Consider the following 24,572-nt stretch of genomic DNA (forward strand, 5'->3'; position numbering starts at 1 on the left):
ACTCGACGTACTCGTCGTGCTTCCGTGTTCCGGGGTGATGGTGAAGGAAGAGGGGTGCGCGACCTACGAGGTCACCAAGAAGAAACCCGTACAACTCAGCAGGCAAGATGCCGGGGGCGCAATCGACTGTTCGTGAAGCAAGGGCTCCGGACGGGTCAGAAATCAGTAGGAGCCCTGCTCCAGGGACACGACGGCACCCACGATGCGCTCCACCTCACCTTTGCGGCCTGCCCGAAGTAGGTCGAGGGGAACTTCACCACGCAGTAGAGGCTCCGGGCGGGTCAGAAAGTCGAATGCCTGCCAAGCACCATCCCGACCAAAGGCCGCGAGCACACCGGTCATCGCCTCCAGTATCACCGCATCGAACTGCCATGCCGGGTACCGAAAACCGCGCTGCGCGCCCGCTGCCGCGAGCGCCAAGACGCGACCCAAGATACGCATATGGGTAAGCGTCCGGACGGGAATCCCGCTGAGCTCGGCGGCTTGCTGAAGCGTGAGCATCTCCGGCGACTTCAGGCGAGTTCGCTGCTCGCGAAGGCCTTGACGGAGGAGTTTGCGCTCAAGACGCAACACGTCCTCATCCATCCCTTCATCGTCATTCCCTTCCGACTTCAACACGGCCCTGCTACCGTCGACAACGCCCCTGACCGCGAGCACGAATGGCTGGTCAAGAATCCGCACTTCCTGTGCTCCGCCCCGCCACGCCAGCTTTTCAACGCACTCGACAAGTTCAAGCTCCACCGCGAACTCGTTGCGAAACGCGCTGGCGACCGCCTGCATTACATCATCCGGAAGGGACACACGGCTTCGTCGCAGACAGTCGACAACTCGCGACTCGATGGATGCCGAAGATGGCCTTTCGGCAATTGCTCGGAACGACTGACTACTCCCTCCTTTCAAGGCGCCTCCTCAGCAACAAATCAATGCATTCAAGATAGGCGACACAGGCAATTCAGGCAACATCGGCAAGTCACCAATGCAGAGGAACCGACCAGCATTGCAGTGCGGCTTCAGGACTTCAGATGCCAGTGGATGGCGATGCGGCGACGTAGCCAATGTCGCCCCCGGCACTTGACGAGAGGGGATGGGCTTGAGGGATGTGCCCGTGCGAGGGTATCGAGCAGCAGATTCACGATTTCCCGGCGTCCATAAACTGGCGAGCCACTTCCGCACCGTGCGCATCGATTTCGTCTGGCACGACAAACACGCCCTTGGCCACGCCGATACGCCTTCCGGGCGGCGCCGCATCGACGGGCACCAACTTCGCCACCGCTCGTCCATTTCGGGCAATCACGATTTCGCGTTCCCGCCCCCGCTCGATGCTCTTTACCAAGCGTGAAAGCTCGGACTTGGCCTGGGACATACTGACAACGTGCATGGCATTCCTCATGAATCGAGCAAATATCGCAGGGCAAGTCCGACTTGGCAACGCTACGCGTTCCCGGCCAACGCGGGGAGCGACGCCCTGAACCACACCTTAAATCACCTCCAGGTTCACTAGCTGGCCGGCTCCGGGCGCCCGTTGAGAAGACAGGTGGAACGGGCGCCCAGCTCAGCTCTTATTCGCACCGGCGACGTCCATCTCCTCCCCAACAGCTCAACTTTCACTTACCAGGAAATTCTCCTGCCCGCAGGCTCCCTCAACAACCACGCGGGTTCGCAAGCCGCGTCGGATGAGGTTTCATTTGATAGCTACCAACGATCCCGTGGCGGCAGGGAGCGCCCGTTGCAGGGCGCTGCAGTCCCGCTTCAGTCGGGCTGCCGGGGCATGCCGCGGCGCTCGCTCCACTCGCGCGCCGTGCGTTCGAGGTGCTGCAGGAACACCGTCGCGACCGGCGAGAGGCGCTTGCCGCGCGGATGCAGCGTGAACCAGCTGGACTGCAGCGGGAAACCCGCGACATCGAGGATCGCGAGCTGGTCGTCCGCGGGCCGCGCCGCCAGGGCGTGACGCGAGATCACCGCGAGGCCGAGGCCCCCCGCGACCGCCTGCTTGATCGCCTCGTTGCTGCCGAGTTCGAGGCGAACTTTCGGCACGAAGGCGTTGCGCGCGAAATGCGCATCGCACGCGAGGCGCGTGCCGGAGCCGCGTTCGCGCAGGATGAAGCGCTCGGCGGCGAGGTCCCCGAGTTCGAGCACCTGCCCCGCCAAGCGGTGCCCTTCAGGGGCGATCACGACGAGCGGGTTGGGCAGGAAGGCGTGCCGTTCGAGGTCCAGGTTCTCGGGCGGCATCGACATGATGTAGAGATCGTCGCGGTTTTCGCGCAGGCGGGCGACGACGCCGTCGCGGTTGAGCACTTCGAGCGCGATGTCGATGTTGGGGTGCTCGGCGCAGAAACTGCCCAGCAGGCGCGGCACGAAGTACTTCGCGGTGCTCACCAGCGCGACGCGCAGCCGGCCGCGCTCCAGGCCTTTCATCGCGTCGATCGCCTGCTCGAACGCGAGCCATTCGTTGAGCATCGCCCGTGCGGTTTCCGCGAGCGCCTCGCCCGCCGCGGTGAGGTAGAGGCGCTTGCCGATCTGTTCGTAGAGGGGCAGGCCGACGGCATCGGCAAGCTCGCGCAGCTGCATCGACACGGTGGGCTGCGTGACGTGACAGGCCTCGGCGGCGGCGGTGACGCTGCCGTGGTCGGCGAGGGCAAGGAAGAGGCGCAGCTGGCGGAAGGTGGCGTTCATAGAGTTTTATCGATGCTCATCATCATGAATATCGATTATTTATTATTTTCACCCCTCGGTAACATCGCGGCCAACGTCAATTGTCTGAAGGTGAGGCGCACCCCTCGATGAAAACGCATACGTCCGAAACCCAGGCCACAGTCACCCCCGCACTTGCGCTGCAGTTCCTCAGGGAAGGCAACGCCCGCTTCGTCAACAACCTGCGCATGAGCCGCGACCTGTTGCAGCAAGCCAACGCGACGCGCGACGGCCAGTGGCCGTTCGCCACCGTCGTCAGCTGCATCGACAGCCGCACGTCGGCCGAGCTCATCTTCGACCAGGGCCTCGGCGACATCTTCTCCGTGCGCATCGCCGGCAACGTGATCAACACCGACATCATCGGCAGCCTCGAATTCGCCTGCCACGTGGCCGGATCGAAACTGATCGTGGTGCTCGGGCACTCCTCGTGCGGCGCAATCAAGGGCGCGTGCGACCACGTGGAGCTTGGCAACCTGACCGAGCTGCTGTCGAAGATCCAGCCGGCCGTGTACGAAGAGCGCCAGACCCCGGATCCGGCGAAGCGCAACTCGAAGAACGCCGCATTCGTCGAGAACGTGGCCGACCTCAACGTGCGCCGCTCGGTGCGGGCGATCGTCAACCGCAGCTACATCCTCGAGCACATGATCGCCGCCGGCAAGGTGGGCATCATCGGCGGCAAACACGACCTGGCCAGCGGCGAGGTGACGTTCTTCGACGACACCTGGTTGCACGACAGCGCGTCGATGCAGATCATCGCCGGCTAGCTCCGCCCACGGGCTGGCTGAACGCGAGCCGCGCCGTGACCGGGAAGTGGTCGGACGGATAGCGCCGGCCCGCGCCCCAGGTGTCGGCGCCGGCCGCTTCGGTGCGAAGGTGCGGCGACGCGAGGATCCAGTCGATCGCCTCGCGCACGGGCGCACGGCCGTAGTCGTGATAGGTGCCGATCGCCGCACCCGCTTCCTGCAGCACCTCGCGCAGGGCGCCACTGGCGGTGAGTTCGCGGAAAGTTTCCGAGTCGCGCTCGGCGTTGAAATCGCCCGTGACGACGACGCCCTCGTCCCGCGGAAGCGCCTGCACCCAGCGTCGCAGCAGACGTGCCGACTCTTCGCGCGCCGTGCCCTGGTAGTCGAAATGGGTGTTCAGGAAAACCACAGGCGGGGCACCGGGCTCTCCCGGCTGCAGCCTCACCCAGCTCGCGGTGCGCGGATAGGCCGCCCCCCAGGACTGGCGCCCGGGCGTGTCCGGCTCGTCGGCGAGCCAGAAATGGCCGCGCGCGATCTCCGCAAGAGCGGCGCGCCGGTATAGCAGCGGCGCCATCTCGATCGCCGAATCGCCTTCGCCGAGACGATGCACGCCGACGAATTCGTAATCCGGCAAGGCCGCACGCACGAAGGCCGCCTGCTCGTCGTCACGGCATTCCTGCAGCCCCAGCAGGTCGGGGTCGAAGGCACGGATGCGCTCGATCACGAGCCCCTTGCGCTGCGCCCAAGCGTGCTCTGCGTCGGGGGCCGAGGCACAGCGGATATTGAAGGACATCACCCTGAGCTGCATGTTCACCTCCGCGACGAACCTGCGAGCGACCCCGTGGCGGCGGGCACTCCGGGCGCCTGCTACTTAGATCACGGTTCTCTTGCGCCCGATTGAGATAGTCTAGGCATTGCAGCACTATTTTCACGTGACGGGGGCGGCCAGATGATCGTTGCAGCGATGCTTGCCGGCGAAGCGGCAGGGCGCCGCCCGTGCACGGGCCTGGGCGCGCGTCGCGGCGGCAAAGTCGCCGGCGCATCAAGCCCGGCGTCGCCGAGTCCGGAGAGGGGCGGCTGATGGTCCCCGCCGAGCTGCCGCCGGAACCCCGGCCCACCGCGCCGAGCCACGCGGTGCGTCGGTTCGCACGTCTCGCGCTGCCCTACTGGAAGTCCGAACACCGCTGGAAGATCGGCGCCGCCACGCTGCTGCTCTTTGCGCTGACGGTGAGCCAGGTCGCGCTGGTGATGTGGACGAGCTACTGGAACCGCGCCTTCTTCGACGCGCTGGAAGCGCGCTCGCTGGATGCGCTGCTGCAGCAGATCCTCGTCTTTGCGCTGATACTTGTGTTGACGATGGCCATCACTGCGCTGCACATGCAGATCAAGCGCTGGCTGCAACTTGACTGGCGGCGCTGGCTCACGGCGAACCTGGTCGACCAGTGGATGACGCGCTCGCGCCATTACCGCCTGCAGTTCCTGAAAGGCGAGCACGACAACCCCGACCAGCGCATTGCCGAGGACATCCGTATCTCCACCGAGGCGGCCATCAGCCTGGCACATTCGCTGACCTATTCGCTGCTCGTCGGCTGGGGCTTCATCGCGATTCTCACCGAAATCTCGGGCAGCACGCCGATTCCCGGCAGCGAACTGGAGGTGCCCGGCTACATGGTGATGCTGGCCTTCGCCTATGCGGGCGGCGGCGCGGCGATCGGCTACCTGCTGGGCCGCCCGCTCGTGCGCGCGACGAACCGGCTGCAGAGCGTGGAGGCCAACCTGCGCTTCAGCCTCGCGCGGGCGCGCGAGAACGCCGAGGCGATCGCACTGACGCACGGCGAACGCATGGAGCGGCGCAGCGCCGTGCAGCTCTTCGGCGACGTCGCGCGCGGCTGGAACCGGCAGACCTTCGCCTACCTCGGCATCGTGTCGTTCTCGACCGCCTACGGCAACCTCATGCCGATCTTCCCCATCCTCGTCGCGGCACCGCAGTTCATCGCCGGCGTGCTGACGCTGGGCGGCCTGATGCAGGCCGCGCAGGCCTTCGAGCGGCTGGCCTCGGCACTGTCGTGGCCGATCGACAAGCTGGGCGAGATCGCCATGTGGCGCACATCGGCGGGCCGCGTCGTGAGCCTGCACGACGACATGCTCCGGCTCGACGTCATCGACAGCGAGGGCGAGCCCGCGCGCATCAAGATCGACCGGTCGACGCGGCCCGAGCTGCACCTGCGCGGCCTGTCGCTGGAAACCCCGGCCGGCGAGCCGCTGATCCGCGGACTGGACCTGCACGTGCGGCGCGGCGAGCGCATCCTGATCGTCGGCGACTCGCACGTGACGCTCGCGCTGTTCAAGGCCGTGGCCGGCCTGTGGCCGTGGGGCAGCGGCGAAATCTGCCTGCCCGAAGGCCAGGAGATGGTGTTCCTGCCGCAGCGTCCCTTCCTGCCGACCGGCACGCTGCGCGCAGTGCTGTGCTACCCGCACCCGCCCGAGCGCTACGCAACGCCGGAGCTGCACCGCGCGCTCGAATGCGCGGGCATCGACTGGCTCGCACCGCGCCTCGACGAATCCGACGACTGGAACCACGTATTGCCGCTGCGTGCGCAACAGCGCCTGAGCACGGCGCGACTGTTCCTGCAGCGGCCCGCGTGGGTGTTCCTCGAGGACACGACCGACGCCTTCGACTCCAAGGGCGAGGCCGGCATCATGGAGATGCTGCATCACGAGATGCCCGACATGACGGTGCTGTCGGTGATGCGCCACGGCGGCCTGGAGCGTCTCTTCCACCGCAGGCTGGAACTGCACCGCATCGGCACGCCCGGCGTGAAGACCGGCAGCGAGGAACGGGCCGACACGACCGCGCCGGCCGCGAGCCCCGCTCCCCTCGCCGGTTCAGCGGAAATCGGACGGTAGCCAGCCGCGCTCGACGCAGTCGCGGAAGCACCACGCCGGCGTCGTCTCGGTCTTGTAGCTCCAGAAGAACCAGCCGAGATACTTCTCGAACGCGAGCAGCTGCGACGCCGCGTAGCCGCGGTTCGCGACATGCTGCTGGAACTCGTCCATGTGCTCGAGCGCATGATTGAACGGCCCCTCGGCCCACAACGAGACGACGCGCAGGTCCAGCCCCAGGCTCCATTCCCCGCACACCGCCGGCAGGCCCAGTTCGGCGTTGATCGCATCCGCCTCGTCGCGCCACTCGCCACCGGCCTTCGCCATGTGGGCGAAGATGTCCGAGTCGATGTCGCGGCGGTCGAAGCACTGGTAGCGGTGCAGGTCGAAGATCACGTTGCGGTACTCGGGCGCCTGCATGAAGCCGACGTACTCGCGGAAGGAGCGGAAACCGTCATGGAACACCACCGCGACGCGCTCGGCCGGGCAGTGCCTGCGGATGCGTTCGTACGCGGCCAGATAGAAGGACTTCAGGTAATCGGTGGGCACGTCCCAGCGCGGCTCGTTGAGGCATTCGATCGCGTGCAGCGCGGGGTGGTTGCGATAGCGCTCGGCGATGCGTTCGAGCACCGACAGCGCGTGCTCGAGGTACTCCGGCTGCGTGTGCCATTCGCACACGCCCATGATGCCGCCGTTGTCGAAGCCGTTCTGGCAGCCGGGCGCCGCATGCAGGTCCAGCATCACGCGCAGGCCGAACTCCTGCGCCCAGTCCATCGCCCGGTCGAGCACGTCGATGCCGCCCTCGACGAAGGGATGGCGATGCTCGCCGTAGGCGCGGTGCCAGGGGTAATCGGGACCGAAGATCCAGTGCCCGTAGGGAATGCGCACGGCGTTGAGGCCGCGCTCGGCGAGCCACGCGAAGTCCTCGCGCGTGACCCAGCGGTTCCAGTGCCCGCGCAGGCGCTCTGCGGCGGCCGGACCCAGTTCGGCGCAGAAGGTCGTCTCGTCGGTCGCCTCCAGCCCCTCGAACAGGCTCGGGACCATCCATTTTTCCAGCAGCAGCCAGCTGCCGAGATTCACGCCGCGCAGTTTCGGACTCGTCGCATTCATGATCCCGCCTCCCTGTGTCGTGGTCCGCATCCCGCTTCGATCGCGGCTGCACCGAAAACGGCATTGCCGCCCCACGATGTCGCCATTCACTGTAGCGCTGAAAGCACGGACCTTCCTTGCCATATTGCACGGAGATGTTCGCGCCGCTGCGGCAGACTGGCGGCATGCACGATGCAGGGGGCGCCATGAAAAGCAGATGGTGGCAACAGGCAGTCGTCTACCAGATCTACCCGCGCAGCTTCATGGACACGGACGGCGACGGCGTCGGCGACCTGCCGGGCATCCTCGCGCGGCTCGACTACCTCGCATGGCTGGGCGTGGACGTGCTGTGGCTGTGCCCGATCTACCGCTCGCCCAACGACGACAACGGCTACGACATCTCGGACTACTGCGCGATCATGGCCGAGTTCGGCACCATGGCCGACTTCGAGCGCCTGCTCGCCGCCGCGCACCGGCGCGGCATGCGCGTGATCCTCGACCTCGTCATCAACCACACCAGCGACGAACACCCGTGGTTCGTCGAGTCGCGCAGCTCGCGCGACAACCCGAAGCGCGACTGGTACATCTGGCGCGACGGCCGCAACGGCGGCCCGCCGAACAACTGGGAAAGCATCTTCCGCGGCCCGGCGTGGGAACACGACGCCGCGACGGACCAGTGGTACCTGCATCTCTTCACCCGCCGCCAGCCCGACCTCGACTGGGAGAACCCCGCGGTGCGCGCGGCGATCCACGCGATGATGCGCTGGTGGCTGGACACGGGCGTGGACGGCTTCCGCATCGACGCGATCACGCATATCAGGAAGGCGCCGGGGCTGCCCGACATGCCCAACCCGCAGGGCCTCGCGCAGGTCGCCGCCTACCCGTACCACATGAACGTCGCCGGCATCCTCGACTACGTCGACGAGCTCATCCGCGCGACGCTCGCCGGCCGCGACGCGATGACCGTCGGCGAGGCCAACGGCATCGGTCCCGACGCCGCGGAGGAATGGGTCGGGGCGACGCGCGGGCGCCTGTCGATGATCCTGCAGTTCGAGCACTGGCACCTGTGGTCGAACGCCCCGCAGGCGGCGCTCGACGTCATGGCGCTCAGGCGCATCCTCGGCCGCTGGCAACGCGCGCTGCACGGGCGCGGCTGGAACGCGCTGTATCTGGAGAACCACGACCTGCCGCGCGTCGCCTCGCGCTGGGGCGACCCGCAGCGCCACCCGCGCGAGAGCGCCACCGCGCTCGCGACGATGTACTTCCTGATGGAGGGCACGCCCTTCATCTACCAAGGGCAGGAACTGGGCCTCGCCAACGCCGGATTCGCGAGCCTCGCCGACTTCCAGGACAGCTTCGCGCACAACCGCATCGCCGAGATGCGCGCATCGGGGATGAGCGAGGACGCGATCCTCGACGAGATGCGCCGCACCGGCCGCGACACCTCGCGCACGCCCATGCCCTGGGACGACGGTCCGCACGGCGGCTTCACGACCGGCACGCCGTGGCTCGCGGCGCACCAGGACGCTCGCCGCCTCAACGTCGCGCTCCAGCAGGCCGACGAGACTTCGGTGCTCAACCACTACCGCGCCCTGATCGCGCTGCGCCGGCGCGAGCCGGTGCTGATCCACGGCCGCTACACCGAACTCGCCATGCGCAGCACGCGGATCTACGCCTACACCCGCGGCGAGGGCAGCGAACGCATCGCCGTGATGTGCAACCTGAGCGGCCGTCCTGCGACTTTCCGCCACGCCGGATTCGCGCTCGACTCCGGCGGCTTGCTGCTCGCGAACGGTCCGGTCGCACCGCACGGTCCGCGCCACGTGCTGAGCCTCGCGCCGTGGGAGGCGCGCGTCTACCGCGCCGCGACCGCTTCCTGAGCCCCGGCGACCGGCGCGGCGGCCTCATCGCCATCCATCGCCGCCTCCACCATCCCCGCCGGCAACTCCTTCGCCGGCTTCACTCCCAGCTGCTTCAGCATCTCCGCCTGCCGGATCACGTTGCCGCGCCCGCTCGCGAGCTTGTTGTGCGCGGCGTGATAGGCCTTCTGCGCCTGCTCGATGCGGTTGCCGACCGATTCCAGATCCTCGACGAAGCCGACGAGCTTGTCGTACAGCTCCGCCCCGCGCTTGGCGATGTCCTGCGCGTTGCGGCTCTGCGCCTCCTGGCGCCACAGGTGGGCGACGGTGCGCACGACGAACAGCAGCGTCGACGGACTCACGAGCAGCACGTTCTTCTGCCACGCGTCCATGAAGAGCTCGCGGTCGTGCGTCACCGCAAGCATGAAGGCGGGCTCGACCGGCACGAACATCAGCACGAAGTCGAGCGACTTCAAGCCGTACAGATCCTGGTAGTTGCGCTCCGACAGGCCCTTGATGTGGCCGCGCACCGAATCGAGATGGCGCCTGGTCCACGTTTGGCGCTCGCCCTCGTCCTCGGCGCTCACATACTCCTCGTAGGCCGTCAGCGACACCTTCGCGTCGACGACCAGATGGCGGTCTTCCGGCAGATGGATCACGACGTCGGGCTGCGCGCGCGAGCCGTCGTCGCGCGTGTGGCTCTCCTGCACGTCGTACTCCTCGCCCTTCCGCAGGCCAGAAGCCTCCAGCACGCGCTCGAGGATCAGCTCGCCCCAGTTGCCCTGCGTCTTGCTCGAACCCTTCAACGCGCGCGTGAGGTTCTTCGCGTCCTGGCTGAGCGACCGGTTCAGCTCCATCAGCTGGCGCACCTGCTCGGCGAGCGCGCTGCGGTCCTTGCCTTCCTGCACATAGACCTGCTCGACCTTGCCCTGGAACTCCTGCAGCTTCACACGCAGCGGATCGAGGAGCTGGCCGAGGTTGGTCCGATTCTGCTCGGTGAAGCGCTTCGCCTTCTCCTCGAGGATGTCGTTGGCGAGGCTTTTGAACTGGTCGGCGAGGCTCTCGCGCGCCGCGCTCAGCATCGCGAGCTTGTCGTCGGCCGCGCGGCGTTCGGCTTCGAGACGGGCATCGAGTTCGGCAAGCCGACTGCGCGCCGCGCTCAGCTGTGCGGCCGTCGCCGCGAGCTGCTGTTCCAGCCCCGCGACGCGCGAGGCCCGTTCGATCGCCGCCGCCAGCTCGACGCGCACCTCCGCGCGCCCCTGCTCGACCGCCAGCGCCGCCGCCTCGGCCGCCCGCCCGCGCAGCAGCAGCCACACCAGCAGGGCGCCTGCGAGCACGCCACCCAGCACCGCGACCAACCAGACCAGCATCCCTGCCGAACCGCTCTCCATCGTTCCGCCATCCCGAATCGTCTGCCGCGCCCCGGACGGGGCGGGCGAAAGGCGAAATGGTAGCGCCCGCACGTTAGAATTGCCTGATGAGACGCGCACCCGCCACCGCCCTGCCCGGCCCCGAGCCGACCGAACGCCACGACTGGCAGACGATCAAGAGCCTGTTCCCGTACATCTGGGCCTACAAGGTCCGCGTCCTGTTCGCGCTGTCCTGCCTCGTCGCCGCCAAGGGCGCGAACGTCACGGTGCCCCTGATCTTCAAGCAGCTCATCGACCGGCTCGCGCTCACCACCGAGCAGGCCTTCATCGTCGTGCCCGCGGCGCTGCTGCTCGCCTACGGCGTGCTGCGCTTCTCCACCTCGCTATTCACCGAGTTGCGCGAGATCGTGTTCGCGCGCGTCACGCAGCAGGCCGTGCGCGAGATCGCGCTACGCGTCTTCCGCCACCTGCACGCGCTGTCGCTGCGCTTTCACCTCGAACGCCAGACCGGCGGGCTCACGCGCGACATCGAACGCGGCACGCGCTCGATCGGCTCGCTGATCAGCTACACGCTGTACTCGATCCTGCCGACCCTGATCGAGATCGGGCTGGTCGTCGGCATCCTGCTCGTGCAGTACGACGCGGTGTTCGCGCTGATCACGCTCGGCACGCTGGTGCTCTACATCTTCTTCACGGTCCGCGTCACCAACTGGCGCACCGCGCTGCGCCGCCACGCCAACGAGCTCGACTCGGCCGCCAACGCGCGCGCGATCGACAGCCTGATCAACTTCGAGACCGTCAAGTACTTCAACAACGAGGACTTCGAGGCGCGCCGCTACGACGAGCAGATGCAGAAGTGGACCAACGCCCAGGTCACCAACCAGATGTCGCTGTCGGCGCTCAACATCGGCCAGGCCGCGATCATCGCCGTCGGCGTCACGGCGATGATGTGGCAGGCGGCCAGCCGCGTGGCAAGCGGTGCGATGACGATCGGCGACATCGTGCTGGTCAACGCCTTCCTGATCCAGCTCTACATCCCGCTCAACTTCCTCGGCGTGCTGTACCGCGAGCTGCGCCAGTCGCTCACCGACATCGAGCGCATGTTCGGCCTGATGCACCAGCACCGCGAGGTCGCCGACGCCCCTGACGCGCTCGCGCTGCCGCCCGGCCCCGCGAGCGTGTACTTCGAGCATGTCGGCTTCGCCTACGACCCGAAGCGCACCATCCTGCACGATGTCGACTTCGCGATTCCGGCCGGGCGCACCGTCGCCGTCGTCGGCCATTCGGGCTCGGGCAAGTCGACGCTCGCCCGCCTGCTGTACCGCTTCTACGACGTCCAGCAGGGCGCGATCCGCGTGAACGGCCACGACCTGCGCGCGCTCACGCAGGCGAGCCTGCGCCAGGCGATCGGCATCGTGCCGCAGGACACGGTGCTGTTCAACGACACGCTGTTCTACAACATCCAGTACGGCCGCCCCGACGCAAGCCGCGCCGAAGTCGAGGCCGCCGCGCGCGCCGCCCAGCTCATCGACTTCATCGCGCGCCTGCCCGACGGCTGGGAGACGCGCGTCGGCGAGCGCGGGCTGAAGCTCTCCGGCGGCGAGAAGCAGCGCGTCGCCATCGCGCGCGCGCTGCTGAAGAACCCGGCGATCCTGATCTTCGACGAGGCCACCTCGGCGCTCGATTCCAAGACCGAGCAGGCGATCCAGGCGCAGCTCGACCTCGCCGCCGAAGGACGCACCGCGCTCGTGATCGCGCACCGCCTCTCCACCATCATGAACGCCGACGAGATCATCGTGCTCGACCAGGGCCGCATCGTCGAGCGCGGCACGCATGCCGTCCTGCTTGCGCGCGGCGCCGACTACGCCCGCATGTGGGCCCTGCAGCAGCAGGAACGCGAGGAAGCGCAGCTGGAAGACTCCAGTCCGTAAGCCCGGCGCGGCGCGCGCTCCGCAGGCAGTGTTGTCCGCAGGTTCTGGGGGCGCACCGATCCGATACACTTACGGCATACGACAAGACAAGATCCGGTAATGGACGCGCACGACGCACCCGCCTTCCTTCACGAAGTCATCCTCTTCCTCGCGCTCGCCGGCGTGCTGATCCCGTTGCTGCAGCGGCGCAGCATCAATCCGGTGCTCGGCTTCCTCACGGTCGGAATGATCGTCGGCCCCTTCGGCCTCGGCCAGTACACCGACAGCTCGCCGTGGCTGCGCTACCTGACCTTCTCGCGCCAGGAGGACGTCGCCGTCTTCGCCGAATTCGGCGTGATCTTCCTGATGTTCATGATCGGGCTGGAGATGTCCGTCGACCGCCTGTGGGCGATGCGCCGCCTGGTGTTCGGGCTGGGGCACCTGCAGGTCGGCCTGTCGGCGCTCACGATCGGCGGCATCGCCTACGCGTTCGGCAACAGCATCGAATCGTCCGTCGTGCTCGGCGTGGTGCTGTCCTTCTCCTCGACCGCCGTCGTCATGCAGCTGCTCACGCAGCGCCGCGAGCTCGGCACCCCGCTCGGCCAGGCGACCTTCTCGGTGCTGCTGTTCCAGGATCTCGCCGTCGTGCCGCTGCTCGTCCTGGTCACGGTGCTGGGCCAGAAGTCGGGGGACAGCGTCGCGGCGCTGATGGCCATCGCGGCACTCAAGGGCGTCATCACCGTCGGCCTGATCTACTTCATCGGCAGCCGCGTCGTGCGCCCGCTCTTTCACCAGATCGCCGCGAGCCGCCAGTCGGAGTCCTTCATGGCGGTGACGCTGCTGACGGCCCTCGGCGTCGCCGTGCTCACTCAGCTGGCCGGCCTGTCGATGGAGATGGGGGCGCTGCTCGCAGGCCTGCTGATCGCCGAGACCGAATTCCGCCACGAGGTCGAGGTCACCATCGAGCCCTTCAAGGGCCTGCTGATGGGCGTGTTTTTCATGTCCGTCGGCATGGGCATCGACGTCAGCGCAATCCTCGCCAAGCCGCTGCTGCTGCCGCTGTCCGTAATCGGCGTGCTCGCGATCAAGGCGCTGATCCTGATCGTGCTGTTCCGCCTCTTCGGCCTGTCTTGGGGCCGCGCGACCGAAGGCGGCATCATGCTCGGCCAGGGCGGCGAGTTCGCCTTCATCGTCATCGGCATGGCGCTCGGACTTGACCTGCTCGATCCCCAGGTCGGCCACTTCATGCTGCTGGTCGTCGGCCTGTCGATGCTCATCACGCCCTCGCTCACCCTGCTCGGCCGCAAGCTCGGCAACAGCATCGACGCGCGCGTCGGCAAGCCCGTCTTCGAGGAAGACCGGCAGCTCGAACAGCTCAGCGGCCACGTGATCATCGCCGGCTACGGCCGCGTCGGCCGGCTCATCGGCGAACTGTTGTCCGAACAGGGCATCCCCTACCTCGCGCTGGAATCCGACGCGAAGCTCGTCAAGCAGATGCGCACGGAGGACGCCCCGGTGTATTTCGGCGACGCGAGCCGCCCGGAACTGCTGCGCCGCCTGCACCTCGAACGCGCCGTCGCGGTCGTGCTGACGATGGACCGCACCGCTGCCGCACTGCATGCCGTCAAAGGCATCCGCGCGACCTCGCCCAACATCCGCATCGCCGCCCGTGCGCGCGACGAATCCCATGCTCAGGCCCTGCGCGACGCCGGCGCCACCGTCGTGATCCCCGAAACGCTGGAGTCGGGCCTGCAGCTCGCCGGTTCCGTGTTCGAAACGCTGGGCGTCCCCGGCGACGTCGCCACCCGCCTGCTCGAGCAGGAACGCGCGCGCCGCATCGCCGGGTTCCGCCCCGGCTGATCCCTGACCGGAGCACGTCCCCATGCCCATCCTCGCCCTCATCGCCACCGGCGGCACCATCGCCGGCGCCGCCGCATCGGCCACCGACACCACCGGCTACACCGCCGGCGCGCTCGGCGCCGGCGCGCTGCTTGCCGCCGTGCCGCAACTCGCAGGGGTTGCAGAGATGCGCGCGGAGCAGCTGTTCAATCTCGACAGCAAGGACATGGTGCCCGCCCACTGGCTCGCGCTCGGCCGCCGCGCCCGCGCGCTCCTCGACGACCCCGCGATCGACGGCATCGTCGTCACGCACGGGACCGACACGCTGGAAGAGACGGCCGCCTTCCTCGATCTGACGCTCGCGAGCGCGAAGCCCGTGGTCCTCACCGCCGCGATGCGCCCCGCGACTGCGCTCTCCGCCGACGGCCCGATGAACCTCTACAGCGCCGCCTGCGTCGCCGCCCACCCGGACAGCGCCGGCCGGGGCGTGCTGGTGAGCTTTGGCGACGCCATATTCCCGGCCCTCGGCGTGCGCAAGTGCCATACGCACCGTCTCGACGCCTTCGCCGGCGGCTGCGCCGGCGCCATCGGCCGCAGCGATCCGCTGCGCTATTTCGCGCCGCCCCCGCTCAGGAAACGGGGGCCTGTTCCCCTGCCCCCCGACCTCGACGAGCTGCCGCGTGTCGACGTCCTCCACGTCGGCGCCGGCACCCCGCCCGGGCTCATCGACCTGATGATCGCGGACGGCGCACGCGGCCTCGTGCTCGCCCTGCCCGGCAACGGCAGCCTGCCCGCCGCATGGGACACCGCTGTCGCCGGTGCCGTCGCACGCGGGATTCCGGTAGTCCGCGCGTCCCGCGTCGGCATGGGGCCGGTCGCGCGCAAGGCGCTGGACGAGCGCCTCGGCACCCGTCCAGCGGGCGAACTGCCCGCGTCGCAGGCCCGCGTCGCGCTGATGCTGGCGCTCGCAGCGGGCGATCCCGCCTTGCTCGACCGCCTGCTGACTGACGACTACATCCCGTAGTCCTCGCCCCCGCCCGCCAGCGCCACATCCACCATGCGCCGCGTCAGGTGCGGCGCGAAGAGTTCGATGAACGCATACACATAGCCGCGCAGGTAGGCATTGCGCCGCAGTCCCACGCGCGTCGTGCTCGACTCGAAGAGATGCGCGGCGTCCGCCATCCCCAGCGCCTTGTCGGTCGCAGGGTCGTAGGCCATGCGCGCGACGATGCCGATGCCGAGATCCATCGCCACGTAGGTCTTGATCACGTCCGAATCCAGCGCCGTCAGCACCACGTTCGGCCGCAAGCCGCGCCCGAGGAAGGCCTTGTTGATCAGGCTGCGCCCGGTGAAGGCGTCGTCGTAGGTGATCACCGGATAGCGCGCGATCGCCTCCAGCGTCAGCGGATGCTCCTTCAGGATCGGGTGGCGCGGCGCCGCGACGATGCAGCGATTCCACTGGTAGCACGGCAGCATCACCAGCTCGTCGTACTCGGCGATCGCCTCGGTCGCGATGGCGATGTCCGCCTCGCCCGACATCACCATGTCGCACACCTGGCGCGGGCTGCCCTGGTGCAGCGACAGCTTCACCTGCGGGAAGCGCTGCATGAAGTCGCGGATCACGCGCGGCAGCACGTAGCGCGCCTGCGTGTGCGTCGTCGCGATCGACAACCCGCCCGCAATCTCGTTCGTGAACTCGTCGCCGACCTGGCGCAGGTTGTCGGCGTCGCGCAGCATGCGCTCGGCGATCGCCAGCACCTGCCGCCCCGGCGCCGTCACGTCCACCAGGCGCTTGCCGTGGCGCACGAAGATATCGACCCCCAGCTCCGCCTCGAACTGCCGGATCTGCTTCGACACCCCCGGCTGGGACGTGAACAGCGCCTCCGCAGCCTCGGAAACGTTCAGCCCACGGCGCGCGACTTCATGGATGTAACGCAGCTGCTGGAGGTTCATCGCCACCTCTTTATAACCAAAACTTCTTAAAGTTTAACGCAAACCATCTTTTTGATCCTGTGCTTCGACCATACGATGCACCGCACCATACAAGGGGAACGTTTCATGGACTTTGCCTACACAGTCGCCGGGTTCGCGGTCGGCGCCATCGTCGGATTGACCGGCGTCGGCGGCGGATCGCTGATGACGCCGCTGCTCGTGCTGCTGTTCGGCATCCATCCCTCGGTCGCGGTCGGCACCGACCTGCTGTATGCCTCGATCACCAAGGCCGGCGGCACCCTCGCCCACGGCATGAAGGGCACCGTCGACTGGGCCGTGACAAGGCGGCTCGCCACCGGTAGCATCCCGGCCGCTGCGCTGACGCTGGTGCTGGTCGGCAAGTTCGCGCCCGGCGGCATCGGCGGCGCCACCGGACTCATCAAGGTGGCGCTGGGCATCGCGCTGCTGCTGACGGCGGTCGCGATCATCTTCCGCAAGCAGATCCAGGACTACGCGGTCAAGCGCTTCGGCGGCGAGCCCAACCCGGCGCGCACCGCCCGCCTGACCGTGCTGACCGGCGCGGTGCTGGGCGTGCTGGTGTCGATCTCGTCGGTCGGTGCCGGCGCACTGGGCGTGACCGCGCTGTTCTTCCTCTACCCGAGGATGTCGGCGCTGCGCATCGTCGGCTCGGACATCGCCCACGCGGTGCCGCTGACGCTGGTCGCCGGCATCGGCCACTGGATGCTCGGCAGCGTCGACTGGTTCCTGCTGGGCAGCCTGATCATCGGTTCGCTCCCCGGAATCTGGGTCGGCAGCCACATTTCGACGAAAGTGCCGGACCGGGTCTTGCGCCCGATCCTGGCGACGATGCTGGTGCTGGTAGGCGCCAAACTGATCAGCCACTGAGCAGCGACCGAACCAAGACGGATTCAACGAGAGAGACGCGATGTACCGATACGACGCCTATGACCAGAAACTCGTGGATGAGCGCGTCGCGCAGTTCCGCGACCAGATGCGCCGCCACCTCGCCGGCGAGCTCAGCGACGACGAGTTCCGTCCCGTGCGCCTGCAGAACGGCCTGTACATCCAGCGCCACGCGCCGATGTACCGGATCTCCATCCCCTACGGCCACCTCGCCAGCCGCCAGCTGCGCAAGCTCGCTTACCTCGCGCGCACCTACGACAAGGGCTACCTGCATTTCACGACGCGCCAGAACGTGCAGTTCAACTGGGCGCCGCTGGAAGTGATCCCGGAGATCTGCGCCGAACTCGCGACCGTGCAGCTGCATTCGATCCAGACCTCGGGCAACTGCATCCGCAACTTCACCTCCGACCCCTTCGCGGGCGTCGCCGGCGACGAGCTCATCGACCCGCGCCCGTGGGCCGAGATCCTGCGCCAGTGGGCCACCTTCCACCCCGAATTCGCCTACCTGCCGCGCAAGTTCAAGATCGCCGTGAACGGCGCGAAGGAAGACCGCGCGGTGATTCAGGTGCACGACATCGGCCTCGACCTGAAGAAGAACGAAGCGGGCGAGATCGGTTTCCGCATCCTCGTCGGCGGCGGCCTCGGCCGCACCCCGATCATCGGCCGCGAGATCGAAGCCTTCATCCCGTGGCAGCACATCATCACCTACTGCGAAGCGATCCTGCGCGTATATAACCGCTACGGCCGCCGCGACAACAGCTTCAAGGCGCGCATCAAGATCCTCGTCAGCGCGCTCGGCATCGACGAGTTCCGCTGGCAGGTGCGCGAGGAATGGGCGCACGTCAAGGACGGCCCGAACACCCTCACCGTCGATGAAGTGCACCGCGTCGCCGACTTCTTCGACGACCCGGCCTACGAGGCCCTGCCGGCCGACGACGTCGGCTACCACCACCACATCGCCGAAGACCTGGCCTTCGCCTCGTGGGTGAAGCGCAACGTCCGCGCACACAAGAAGCCCGGCTACGCCTCGGTCGTGCTGTCGCTGAAGAAGCCCGGCGTCGCCCCCGGCGACATCACCTCCGACCAGCTCGACCTCGTTGCCGACTGGGCCGACCGCTTCAGCTTCGGCGAAGCGCGTGTCACGCACGAACAGAACCTCGTGCTCGCCGACGTCAGGAAGTCCGAGCTCTACACGCTTTGGCAGCTCGCCCGCAAGGCGGGTCTGGCGACGCCCAACATCGGGCTGCTCACCGACATCATCTGCTGTCCGGGCGGCGATTTCTGCTCGCTCGCGAACGCCAAGTCGATCCCGATCGCCGCCGCGATCCAGGAGCGTTTCGACGACCTCGACTACCTGCACGACATCGGCGACATCGAGATCAACATCTCCGGCTGCATGAACGCCTGCGGCCACCACCACGTCGGCCACATCGGCATCCTCGGCGTCGATAAGAACGGCGAGGAGTGGTACCAGGTCACGCTCGGCGGCAGCCAGGGCAACCACGCGACGATCGGCAAGGTCATCGGGCCGTCGTTCGCGCGAGCCGAGATGCCCGACGTGATCTCGGAAATCATCGAAACCTACATCGAAGAACGCCACGAAGACGAACTCTTCATCGACACCGTGCGCCGTATCGGCCTCGAGCCGTTCAAGACGCGCGTGTATGCCGATCGTCAGCCCCACAGGAAGGTCGCGAATGTCTAAAGTCATCAAGAACGGCCGCATCGTCAACGACGACTGGCAGATCCTCACCGTCGCCGAAGGCGAAGAGGCCGCAGCCCTCAGCGTGCCCGCCGGCCGCGTGATCGTCCCGCTCGCGACCTGGCTTGCCCGCCGCGACGAGCTCGCCGCGCGCGGCGACGTGGGCGTCTGGTTCGCCGGCAACGAAGGCCCGGAAGCCCTCGCCGACGACATCGGCCGCGTCGCCGTGATCGCCGTGAGCTTCCCGAAATTCGTCGACGGCCGAGGCTACTCGACCGCCGCACTGCTGCGCACCCGCTACGGCTACACCGGCCAGCTCATCGCCTTCGGCGAAGTCCTGCGCGACCAGTTCAACTACCTCACGCGCTGTGGCTTCGACACGCTGCAGCCGCGCGAAGGACGCTACACGGACGCCCAGTTCGACGCCGCCATCGCAAGCCTTGACGACTACACCGAGCCCTACCAGGCCTCGGTCCTCCACCCGCAGCCGCTCTTCCGCCGCATTGCGCGCGCCGGAGTGAAGGCATGAGCGGGGCGGTCAGCCTGCTGCGCCCGGCGGCGAAGAATCCGGCGATCCATCCGGCACTCACCGAGCCGCTGGTCGAGACCGTCAGCAACAAGACCGACGCCGCCCTCGCGCTGCTGCGCGCGGCGGTCACCGAGTTCGGCACGGCCGGCGAGATCACCTTCGCGAACAGCTTCGGCGCCGAGGACATGGTGCTCACCGACCTGATCCTGCGCGAAAAGCTGCCGATCGAAGTCTTCTCGCTCGACACCGGGCGCCTGCCTGCCGAGACGTACACGCTGATGGGTGAGGTCGAGCAACACTACGACACGCGCCTGAAGGTCTTCTTCCCGAAATCCGACACGGTCGAGACCTATGTCCGCACCCACGGCGTCAACGCCTTCTACGAATCGATCGAGATGCGCAAGGCCTGCTGCCACATGCGCAAGGTCGAGCCGCTGCAGCGCGCGCTGGCCGGCAAGAAGGCCTGGATCACCGGCCTGCGCGCCGCGCAATCGGCGACCCGCACCGGCCTGCCGACGCGCGAGTTCGACGAGGGCAACGGACTGGTGAAGTTCAACCCGCTGTCGGACTGGTCCGAGACCGAGGTGTGGGCCTACATCCGCATGCACGAAGTGCCGTACAACGCCCTGCACGAGCAGTTCTATCCCAGCATCGGCTGCGCCCCCTGCACCCGCGCGATCGCGGTCGGCGAGGATGTCCGCGCCGGACGCTGGTGGTGGGAAGATCCGACGTCCAAGGAATGCGGACTTCACGTCAAGAAGGGCTGACCTGATGAAACGCCGAGCGGAAACCGAGCAGACTGGCACAACCGCACACCGTCACTCGCCGGCGGCACCCTATTCGCACCCCGGCCTGCGCCGCCGCCTGGCGGCACTGCGCGCCGGAATCAAGGCGGCAGTGCGTGCGCTGCGCGCCAAGAACACCAGTAACTGAGAACGAAGATGTCCACGCTGACCCGTCAAACCCTGTCCCACCTCGACTGGCTCGAAGCCGAGGCGATCCACATCATGCGCGAGGTCGCCGGCCAGTGCTCGAACCCCGTGCTGCTGTTCTCCGGCGGCAAGGACTCGATCTGCATGCTGCGCATCGCCGAGAAGGCGTTCCGCCCGGGCAAGTTCCCCTTCCCGCTGATGCACATCGATACCGGCCACAATTACAAGGAAGTGGTCGAGTTCCGCGACAAGCGCGCAGCCGAGCTGGGCGAGCGGCTGATCGTCCGCTCCGTGGAAGACTCCATGAAGCGCGGCACCGTCGTGCTGAAGCACGAGAACGAGTCGCGCAACAAGCACCAGTCGGTGACCCTGCTCGAGGCGATCGAGGAATTCGGCTTCGACGCCTGCATCGGCGGCGCCCGCCGCGACGAGGAGAAGGCGCGCGCGAAGGAGCGGATCATGAGCTTCCGCGACGAGTTCGGTCAGTGGGATCCGAAGAACCAGCGCCCGGAGCTGTGGAACCTGTACAACGCCCGCAGCCATAAGGGCGAGAACATCCGCGCCTTCCCGATCAGCAACTGGACGGAAATGGACGTCTGGCAGTACATCGAACGCGAGAAGCTCGAACTGCCGTCGATCTACTTCGCCCACCAGCGCCCGGTGGTCATCCGCCAAGGCGCCATCGTGCCGGTCAACGTGCCGCTGATGACCGGCGAATTGACCAACCTGCCCAAGGCCGGGGAGGAAATCGTCGAACTGCAGGTACGTTTCCGTACCGTCGGCGACATCTCCTGCACGGCGCCGGTGGAGTCGGACGCCGACACCGTCGAGAAGATCGTGCTTGAAACTGCCACCACCACCATCACCGAGCGCGGCGCCACCCGTCTGGACGACCAGACCTCTGAGGCGTCGATGGAGCAGCGGAAGAAGGAAGGCTACTTCTGACGCAGCGTTGGATCACGGTTGCCGGGAGTGCGGGGTGCTAAGCGAGCAGGGCGGGGAATTTGCTCCGTCGGCAGCGGAACTCGCAGTACAGCGCGCGTCCGCGCTGTCTGCTCAGACAGTCCTCGCCGCTCCGCAAACACCCCACCCTGCTCTGACAGATTGCAGCACTGAACGGAAAAGCAAAGGCGTTCTGACGGCGATGCGAAACAGCATTGAACTGCCCTCCAATAAAGCCCCGAGCGTAGCCGGGGACGTGCGGGGTGTTCGCGGCGCGGCGAGGACTGTCTGAGCGCAGGCGCGGAAGCGCGCCGCTGCGCGCTCAGTTGTGTCACCTCCGCCGCGCTGCGAAGCAGCAGCCGCAGAGCGAATACCCCGCGCGGCCCCGGCGGATTAGCAGCACCGGCCGCAATCAACGAATCCAGTAGCACCAGAATTCTCGAAAGATCTGAAGGAAAGAAAACCATGTCCGCCCTCGAAAACCTGCCCGAAACCGACCACGGCCTCCTGCGCTTCCTCACCTGCGGCAGCGTCGACGACGGCAAGAGCACGCTGATCGGCCGCCTGCTGTTCGACACCAAGACCATCCTCGCCGACACCCTCAACGCCATCGAGAAGACCTCCGCCAAGCGCGGCATGAGCGCCGTCGACCTGTCGCTCCTCACCGACGGCCTGCAGGCCGAGCGCGAGCAGGGCATCACCATCGACGTCGCCTACCGTTACTTCTCCACAGGCACGCGCAAGTACATCATTGCCGACGCCCCGGGCCACGAGCAGTACACCCGCAACATGGTCACGGCCGCCTCCACCGCCAACCTCGCGATCATCCTCGTCGATGCGCGCAAGGGCGTACTCACGCAGACCCGCCGCCACTCCTACCTCGCCAGCCTCGTCGGCATCCCGCACCTGCTCGTCGCCGTGAACAAGATGGACCTCGTCGACTACGACCAGGCCACCTACGAGCGCATCAAGGCCGACTACCTCGCCTTCGCCGGCAAACTCGGCATCAAGGACGTACGCTTCATCCCGCTGTCGGCCCTCAACGGCGACATGATCGTCGACCGTGGCGACCGCCTCGGCTGGTACGACGGCCCCACGCTGCTCGAAATCCTCGAAGCGGTGCCCGCCGCCCACACCGAACAGGCCGAAAACTTCCGCTTCCCCGTCCAGTTCGTGTGCCGCCCGCAGGATTCCGCGAACCCCGAACTGCACGACTTCCGCGGCTTCATGGGCCGAGTCGAATCCGGCGAGATCGCCGTCGGCGACGCCGTGACCGTCCTGCCCTCGGGCCGCAGCAGCACCGTCAAGGACATCCAGATCGGCGGCGTCGGCATCGAGCGCGCGATCCACGAACAATCGGTCACGCTCCTGCTCGCCGACGAGATCGACATCTCGCGCGGCGACATGATCGTCAAGACGGCGGAACAACCCGAGCAGCTGAAACAGGTCGACGCGACCCTGTGCTGGCTGTCCGAGACGCCGCTGTCGCCCGCCCGCACCTACGTCTTGCGCCACACCACGCGCGAGGTCAAAGCCAAGGTCGCCAAGATCGACTACCGCCTGGACGTCAACACGCTCGAGCACGAACCCGCGACCGCCCTCGCGATGAACGATATCGCGCGCCTGACGCTCAAACTTGCACAGCCGATCTTTGCCGATGCGTACGCCGACAACCGCGCCACCGGCGCCTTCATCATCATCGACGAGAGTACCAACAACACCGTCGGCGCCGGCATGATCGGCTGAACGGCGCGCCCGCTGGTCCGAAAATGCTCACCCCGACCGTCGGCTCGACGGCCGGGGTGCAAGCGCTTTTCCCTTTCCGGGCCCGGCTGTGGGAAAATCCCGCCTTGCCGATTTGTCTGCTGGCCGGCACAGCAACGCAATGTAGAAGACACATATGAAATGTCTCGATGATTTCCGCCTGCGGTTCGGGAGCAGGGATTACGTACCGATCATGATTGGCGGGATGGGCGTAGACATCTCCACGTCCGACCTGTCGCTCGAAGCAGCGCGCCTCGGCGGCATCGGGCACATCTCCGACGCGATGATCCCGACGGTGAGCGACCGCCGCTACGACACCAAGTACGTGCGCGACAAGCTCAAACAATACAAGTACAACGTCGCCAACGCCAACAAGTCGGAAGTGCAGTTCGACCTCGGCCTGCTCGAGGAAGCCCAGAAGACCCACGTCACGCGCACCATGGAGCGCAAGCGCGGCGACGGACTGATCTTCATGAACTGCATGGAAAAGCTCACGATGAACGGCCCCAAGGAGACGCTGCGCGTGCGCCTGCGTGCCGCGATGGATGCCGGCATCGACGGCATCACCCTCGCGGCCGGCCTGCACCTGGGCTCCTTCGGCCTGATCGAGGACCACCCGCGCTTCCGCGACGTCAAGCTCGGCATCATCGTCTCCTCGCTGCGCGCCCTCGTGCTCTTCCTGCGCAAGTCTGCGCGCACCAACCGCCTGCCCGACTACGTCGTTGTCGAAGGCCCGCTCGCCGGCGGCCACCTCGGCTTCGGCATGGACTGGGCGCAGTACGACCTGCACACCATCGTTGCCGAGATCCGCGACTACCTGATCGCCGAAAAGCTCGACATCCCGCTGATCCCGGCCGGCGGCATCTTCACCGGCAGCGACGGCGTATCCTTCCTCGAAGCCGGCGCCGCCGCGGTACAGGTCGCCACCCGCTTCACCGTGTCGCACGAATGCGGACTGCCGCCTGACGTGCAGCAGCATTACTTCGGCGCGAAAGAAGACGACATCGAAGTCAACAACACCTCGCCCACCGGCTATCCGATGCGCATGTTGAAGAGCAGCCCGTCGATCGGCTCCGGCATCCGCCCGAACTGCGAAGCCTACGGCTACCTGCTCGACGGCAACGGCAACTGCGCCTACATCACCGCCTACAACCGCGAACTCGCGCTGCATCCGGACGAGAAGCGGCTCAAGGTGATGGACAAGACCTGCCTGTGCACGCACATGCGCAACTTCGACTGCTGGACCTGCGGCCACTACACCTACCGGCTCAAGGACACCACGCACCGCCACGCCGACGGCACCTACCAGATCCTGTCCGCCGAGCACATTTTCCACGACTACCAGTACAGCAAGGATAACAAGATCGCGCTGCCACCGGTCGAAGCGTACGAACCGGCCAAGTCTGCCTGATCCGCACCGGCGCAGGCCGGTCCCGCACGGCCCGAAGGGCGTGTCCGCCATA

The 24,572-nt window shown here is 67.1% G+C and carries 21 protein-coding genes; 14 read left to right on the top strand and 7 right to left on the bottom strand.

Features of this window, described 5'->3' with window-relative positions; translation table 11 throughout:
- Positions 1 to 162: 162 nt before the first annotated feature.
- The 3 genes from BW991_RS00710 to BW991_RS00720 form a co-directional block, all read right to left on the bottom strand.
- Positions 163 to 780: a hypothetical protein gene (locus tag BW991_RS00710; RefSeq protein WP_076600180.1), complete on the bottom strand. Its 618-nt coding sequence runs from the start codon at positions 778 to 780 to the stop codon at positions 163 to 165.
- A 349-nt stretch (positions 781 to 1,129) separates the two neighbouring features.
- On the bottom strand, positions 1,130 to 1,378 hold the full coding sequence (locus BW991_RS00715; protein ID WP_076600181.1) for a type II toxin-antitoxin system Phd/YefM family antitoxin: 249 nt from the start codon (positions 1,376 to 1,378) through the stop codon (positions 1,130 to 1,132).
- A 371-nt stretch (positions 1,379 to 1,749) separates the two neighbouring features.
- Positions 1,750 to 2,673: a LysR family transcriptional regulator gene (locus BW991_RS00720; protein WP_076600182.1), complete on the bottom strand. Its 924-nt coding sequence runs from the start codon at positions 2,671 to 2,673 to the stop codon at positions 1,750 to 1,752.
- A 107-nt stretch (positions 2,674 to 2,780) separates the two neighbouring features.
- Here BW991_RS00720 and BW991_RS00725 point away from each other — a divergent pair, with 107 nt between their 5' ends.
- Entirely contained in the window at positions 2,781 to 3,455 is a 675-nt protein-coding gene (locus BW991_RS00725) for a carbonic anhydrase family protein (protein WP_076600183.1), read from the top strand.
- On the opposite strand, the gene BW991_RS00730 is transcribed toward BW991_RS00725, so the two are convergent.
- The gene (locus BW991_RS00730) at positions 3,442 to 4,242 is read right to left on the bottom strand and encodes an endonuclease/exonuclease/phosphatase family protein (RefSeq protein ID WP_076600184.1); all 801 of its coding nucleotides are present in this window, start codon (positions 4,240 to 4,242) and stop codon (positions 3,442 to 3,444) included. The genes BW991_RS00725 and BW991_RS00730 overlap by 14 nt on opposite strands.
- Positions 4,243 to 4,514: 272 nt before the next feature.
- Here BW991_RS00730 and BW991_RS00735 point away from each other — a divergent pair, with 272 nt between their 5' ends.
- Positions 4,515 to 6,341, top strand: coding sequence for an ABC transporter ATP-binding protein/permease (locus tag BW991_RS00735; protein WP_076600185.1), 1,827 nt, complete (start codon positions 4,515 to 4,517; stop codon positions 6,339 to 6,341).
- On the opposite strand, the gene BW991_RS00740 is transcribed toward BW991_RS00735, so the two are convergent.
- Positions 6,321 to 7,427 carry a glycoside hydrolase family 5 protein gene (locus BW991_RS00740; protein WP_076600186.1) on the bottom strand — a complete coding sequence of 369 codons (1,107 nt, stop codon included), beginning with the start codon at positions 7,425 to 7,427 and terminating at the stop codon, positions 6,321 to 6,323. The genes BW991_RS00735 and BW991_RS00740 overlap by 21 nt on opposite strands.
- Before the next feature lie 185 nt (positions 7,428 to 7,612).
- On the opposite strand from BW991_RS00740, the gene BW991_RS00745 reads away from it, so the two are divergent.
- Complete coding sequence (locus BW991_RS00745) at positions 7,613 to 9,286, top strand: alpha-glucosidase (protein WP_088179566.1); 1,674 nt, start codon at positions 7,613 to 7,615, stop codon at positions 9,284 to 9,286.
- On the opposite strand, the gene BW991_RS00750 is transcribed toward BW991_RS00745, so the two are convergent.
- Positions 9,262 to 10,656 carry a DNA recombination protein RmuC gene (locus BW991_RS00750; RefSeq protein ID WP_076600187.1) on the bottom strand — a complete coding sequence of 465 codons (1,395 nt, stop codon included), beginning with the start codon at positions 10,654 to 10,656 and terminating at the stop codon, positions 9,262 to 9,264. The two genes, BW991_RS00745 and BW991_RS00750, sit on opposite strands and share 25 nt — an antisense overlap.
- 86 nt (positions 10,657 to 10,742) lie before the next feature.
- Here BW991_RS00750 and BW991_RS00755 point away from each other — a divergent pair, with 86 nt between their 5' ends.
- The 3 genes from BW991_RS00755 (at position 10,743) to BW991_RS24295 (ending at position 15,408) form a co-directional block, all read left to right on the top strand.
- On the top strand, positions 10,743 to 12,566 hold the full coding sequence (locus tag BW991_RS00755; protein ID WP_076600188.1) for an ABCB family ABC transporter ATP-binding protein/permease: 1,824 nt from the start codon (positions 10,743 to 10,745) through the stop codon (positions 12,564 to 12,566).
- A 99-nt stretch (positions 12,567 to 12,665) separates the two neighbouring features.
- Positions 12,666 to 14,405: a cation:proton antiporter domain-containing protein gene (locus BW991_RS00760; protein WP_076600189.1), complete on the top strand. Its 1,740-nt coding sequence runs from the start codon at positions 12,666 to 12,668 to the stop codon at positions 14,403 to 14,405.
- A gap of 22 nt (positions 14,406 to 14,427) precedes the next feature.
- Positions 14,428 to 15,408 (top strand): asparaginase, encoded by a 981-nt coding sequence (locus BW991_RS24295; RefSeq protein WP_076600190.1) that lies wholly within the window; start codon positions 14,428 to 14,430, stop codon positions 15,406 to 15,408.
- Here BW991_RS24295 and cysB read toward each other — a convergent pair.
- Positions 15,396 to 16,337, bottom strand: a complete 942-nt coding sequence (cysB, locus tag BW991_RS00770; protein WP_076600191.1) for an HTH-type transcriptional regulator CysB — start codon at positions 16,335 to 16,337, stop codon at positions 15,396 to 15,398. The genes BW991_RS24295 and cysB overlap by 13 nt on opposite strands.
- 105 nt (positions 16,338 to 16,442) lie before the next feature.
- On the opposite strand from cysB, the gene BW991_RS00775 reads away from it, so the two are divergent.
- From BW991_RS00775 to BW991_RS00805, 8 genes are all read left to right on the top strand, one after another.
- Positions 16,443 to 17,222, top strand: a complete 780-nt coding sequence (locus BW991_RS00775; RefSeq protein ID WP_076600192.1) for a sulfite exporter TauE/SafE family protein — start codon at positions 16,443 to 16,445, stop codon at positions 17,220 to 17,222.
- Between the two features lie 40 nt (positions 17,223 to 17,262).
- Positions 17,263 to 18,945, top strand: a complete 1,683-nt coding sequence (locus tag BW991_RS00780) for a nitrite/sulfite reductase (protein WP_076600193.1) — start codon at positions 17,263 to 17,265, stop codon at positions 18,943 to 18,945.
- Positions 18,938 to 19,471, top strand: coding sequence for a DUF934 domain-containing protein (locus BW991_RS00785; RefSeq protein ID WP_076600194.1), 534 nt, complete (start codon positions 18,938 to 18,940; stop codon positions 19,469 to 19,471). Before BW991_RS00780 ends, BW991_RS00785 begins: the two co-directional genes overlap by 8 nt.
- On the top strand, positions 19,468 to 20,238 hold the full coding sequence (locus tag BW991_RS00790; protein WP_076600195.1) for a phosphoadenylyl-sulfate reductase: 771 nt from the start codon (positions 19,468 to 19,470) through the stop codon (positions 20,236 to 20,238). Before BW991_RS00785 ends, BW991_RS00790 begins: the two co-directional genes overlap by 4 nt.
- A 4-nt stretch (positions 20,239 to 20,242) precedes the next feature.
- A complete protein-coding gene (locus BW991_RS23810) occupies positions 20,243 to 20,404 on the top strand; it encodes a hypothetical protein (protein ID WP_170879029.1) in 162 nt (53 codons plus the stop codon).
- A gap of 8 nt (positions 20,405 to 20,412) precedes the next feature.
- Positions 20,413 to 21,348 (top strand): sulfate adenylyltransferase subunit CysD, encoded by a 936-nt coding sequence (cysD, locus tag BW991_RS00795; protein WP_076600196.1) that lies wholly within the window; start codon positions 20,413 to 20,415, stop codon positions 21,346 to 21,348.
- Between the two features lie 462 nt (positions 21,349 to 21,810).
- Complete coding sequence (gene cysN / locus BW991_RS00800; protein ID WP_076600197.1) at positions 21,811 to 23,091, top strand: sulfate adenylyltransferase subunit CysN; 1,281 nt, start codon at positions 21,811 to 21,813, stop codon at positions 23,089 to 23,091.
- A gap of 154 nt (positions 23,092 to 23,245) precedes the next feature.
- On the top strand, positions 23,246 to 24,520 hold the full coding sequence (locus BW991_RS00805) for a nitronate monooxygenase (protein WP_076600198.1): 1,275 nt from the start codon (positions 23,246 to 23,248) through the stop codon (positions 24,518 to 24,520).
- Positions 24,521 to 24,572: the final 52 nt, after the last annotated feature.

Origin of the sequence: Aromatoleum tolulyticum (assembly GCF_900156155.1) — a bacterium.
GTDB classification, from domain to species: domain Bacteria; phylum Pseudomonadota; class Gammaproteobacteria; order Burkholderiales; family Rhodocyclaceae; genus Aromatoleum; species Aromatoleum tolulyticum.

What these genes read in the sequence shown, in the direction of transcription:
- BW991_RS23810 (WP_170879029.1), top strand. Translation starts at nt 20,243, where the DNA reads ATGAAACGCCGAGCGGAAACCGAGCAGACTGGCACAACCGCACACCGT.
- cysD (WP_076600196.1), top strand. Translation starts at nt 20,413, where the DNA reads ATGTCCACGCTGACCCGTCAAACCCTGTCCCACCTCGACTGGCTCGAA.
- BW991_RS00775 (WP_076600192.1), top strand. Translation starts at nt 16,443, where the DNA reads ATGGACTTTGCCTACACAGTCGCCGGGTTCGCGGTCGGCGCCATCGTC.
- BW991_RS00715 (WP_076600181.1), bottom strand. Translation starts at nt 1,378, where the DNA reads ATGCACGTTGTCAGTATGTCCCAGGCCAAGTCCGAGCTTTCACGCTTG.
- BW991_RS00755 (WP_076600188.1), top strand. Translation starts at nt 10,743, where the DNA reads ATGAGACGCGCACCCGCCACCGCCCTGCCCGGCCCCGAGCCGACCGAA.
- BW991_RS00725 (WP_076600183.1), top strand. Translation starts at nt 2,781, where the DNA reads ATGAAAACGCATACGTCCGAAACCCAGGCCACAGTCACCCCCGCACTT.
- BW991_RS00805 (WP_076600198.1), top strand. Translation starts at nt 23,246, where the DNA reads ATGAAATGTCTCGATGATTTCCGCCTGCGGTTCGGGAGCAGGGATTAC.
- BW991_RS00785 (WP_076600194.1), top strand. Translation starts at nt 18,938, where the DNA reads ATGTCTAAAGTCATCAAGAACGGCCGCATCGTCAACGACGACTGGCAG.
- BW991_RS00760 (WP_076600189.1), top strand. Translation starts at nt 12,666, where the DNA reads ATGGACGCGCACGACGCACCCGCCTTCCTTCACGAAGTCATCCTCTTC.
- BW991_RS00790 (WP_076600195.1), top strand. Translation starts at nt 19,468, where the DNA reads ATGAGCGGGGCGGTCAGCCTGCTGCGCCCGGCGGCGAAGAATCCGGCG.
- BW991_RS00720 (WP_076600182.1), bottom strand. Translation starts at nt 2,673, where the DNA reads ATGAACGCCACCTTCCGCCAGCTGCGCCTCTTCCTTGCCCTCGCCGAC.
- BW991_RS00740 (WP_076600186.1), bottom strand. Translation starts at nt 7,427, where the DNA reads ATGAATGCGACGAGTCCGAAACTGCGCGGCGTGAATCTCGGCAGCTGG.
- BW991_RS00750 (WP_076600187.1), bottom strand. Translation starts at nt 10,656, where the DNA reads ATGGAGAGCGGTTCGGCAGGGATGCTGGTCTGGTTGGTCGCGGTGCTG.
- BW991_RS00745 (WP_088179566.1), top strand. Translation starts at nt 7,613, where the DNA reads ATGAAAAGCAGATGGTGGCAACAGGCAGTCGTCTACCAGATCTACCCG.
- BW991_RS00780 (WP_076600193.1), top strand. Translation starts at nt 17,263, where the DNA reads ATGTACCGATACGACGCCTATGACCAGAAACTCGTGGATGAGCGCGTC.
- BW991_RS00735 (WP_076600185.1), top strand. Translation starts at nt 4,515, where the DNA reads ATGGTCCCCGCCGAGCTGCCGCCGGAACCCCGGCCCACCGCGCCGAGC.
- cysB (WP_076600191.1), bottom strand. Translation starts at nt 16,337, where the DNA reads ATGAACCTCCAGCAGCTGCGTTACATCCATGAAGTCGCGCGCCGTGGG.
- BW991_RS00730 (WP_076600184.1), bottom strand. Translation starts at nt 4,242, where the DNA reads ATGCAGCTCAGGGTGATGTCCTTCAATATCCGCTGTGCCTCGGCCCCC.
- BW991_RS00710 (WP_076600180.1), bottom strand. Translation starts at nt 780, where the DNA reads ATGCAGGCGGTCGCCAGCGCGTTTCGCAACGAGTTCGCGGTGGAGCTT.
- BW991_RS24295 (WP_076600190.1), top strand. Translation starts at nt 14,428, where the DNA reads ATGCCCATCCTCGCCCTCATCGCCACCGGCGGCACCATCGCCGGCGCC.
- cysN (WP_076600197.1), top strand. Translation starts at nt 21,811, where the DNA reads ATGTCCGCCCTCGAAAACCTGCCCGAAACCGACCACGGCCTCCTGCGC.